Below are 1,223 nucleotides of genomic sequence, written 5' to 3'. Positions count from 1 at the left end.
GGCCCCGGACGCGTGCCGTCGCCCCCTGGATCACATTGTCTTCGGCCTGATTGGTTTTTCCGTCGACGCGGACGAGCGATGAACCGACCGACTGCCACTCACCGTTCACAAGAGCTGTCGTCCCCGCTGTCATCATCCAGAGGGCGTCGAACCCCCAGGCTAGGAAATCGCCCGTGCGATCCACCTCTGCGGTCAGGGGCAATTCGTCGATTGATCGCTCCTTGGCGCCTTGGACAGCTTGCACGTCGGTCGGATCGGCGAACAAGGCAAGAAGCATTGCGACCGAGCAGAGCCACCTCATATCCGCCTCCCAGGCTGACAGAGAAACCGCAACGATTGCTTTCCAACGCTCCAAAGATACCGCTACCTGGTGGCTTTTGCTACCGAATGCCGTAATTAAACGCCTGAATCGATCAGACCTGACAGATTCACAGCGGTGATAATTGCTCGTGCCGAGGCAGCGTGCAGCATCACTCATGCCGCTTCCTGGATCATAAACCCGTTTCCCAACTTGGGAGCGTCGGATGGATGACTCGCCCAAATCAGGCGTTGCTGCTTCCGAGCGCGTATCCTCTCGCGTCGGCCATCGCGCTCCGATCAGAGGAGTGCGCGGCCGCAAACGGGCGCCAGAGGCCTCTCACAGACAAGGCTAACGCCCCTGTCGACGCCGAAACGCGGTTCATTCAAACGGCACAAGGGCATGTATCCAAAACGGCTGCATTCTAAGACATCCTGCGTCGTCGCATCGCCAGTAACTCAACACTCAGATCAACGCGGCCAGCCTTAACCATGCGGGTCATGGCCCGGAAATATCCGCCCGGATTCTTGATGCGGTTCTCCCCGCTTGTGACGTCGTCATCGTAGAGCTGCAACACGTGGATCACGGTTATCGCGGTCCTGACCAGACCAATCTCGGCAACAGCCTCGTTCCACGCGCTTTCGTGAGCGCCCAAGGATGCCCGCAGATAGCGGCCGGCCGCAACGATATCGGACACATCAAGAATGGGCGTTGGATAGYCCCCGAGGACGGGACATGCCTCAATGATCAATTCCGGTGATACATGCTCAGGGGATTGTTCGTTTTGAAGAACCGCCCCAGCTTTCTTCGGAAAGCCTTTGTTACAAGTCTCACTAGGAGAACCGTTGTTTGTTTCTTTGTGACGGACTCCGAGTCCTGCTTTGCCCGTTTCATAGAAGGTTTGTTCTGTCTCATTCCTCAGCTC

Annotated in this window: 2 protein-coding genes; both read right to left on the bottom strand. The window is 57.4% G+C overall.

Annotation, left to right across the window (positions count from 1 at the left end; all coding sequences use genetic code 11):
- The coding region (locus ACXJKO_RS31705; RefSeq protein WP_457094968.1) for a hypothetical protein at positions 1–478 on the bottom strand (478 nt) is incomplete at its 3' end.
- Between the two features lie 244 nt (positions 479–722).
- Positions 723–1,223 (bottom strand): replication initiation protein RepC (gene repC, locus ACXJKO_RS31700; RefSeq protein ID WP_457094967.1); only part of this gene is annotated, 501 nt, incomplete at its 5' end.

It is taken from the genome of Microvirga sp. P5_D2 (assembly GCF_054049475.1).
The sequence above is the reverse complement of the archived record's forward strand: the minus strand, read 5'-3'. Positions and strand labels throughout refer to the sequence as shown.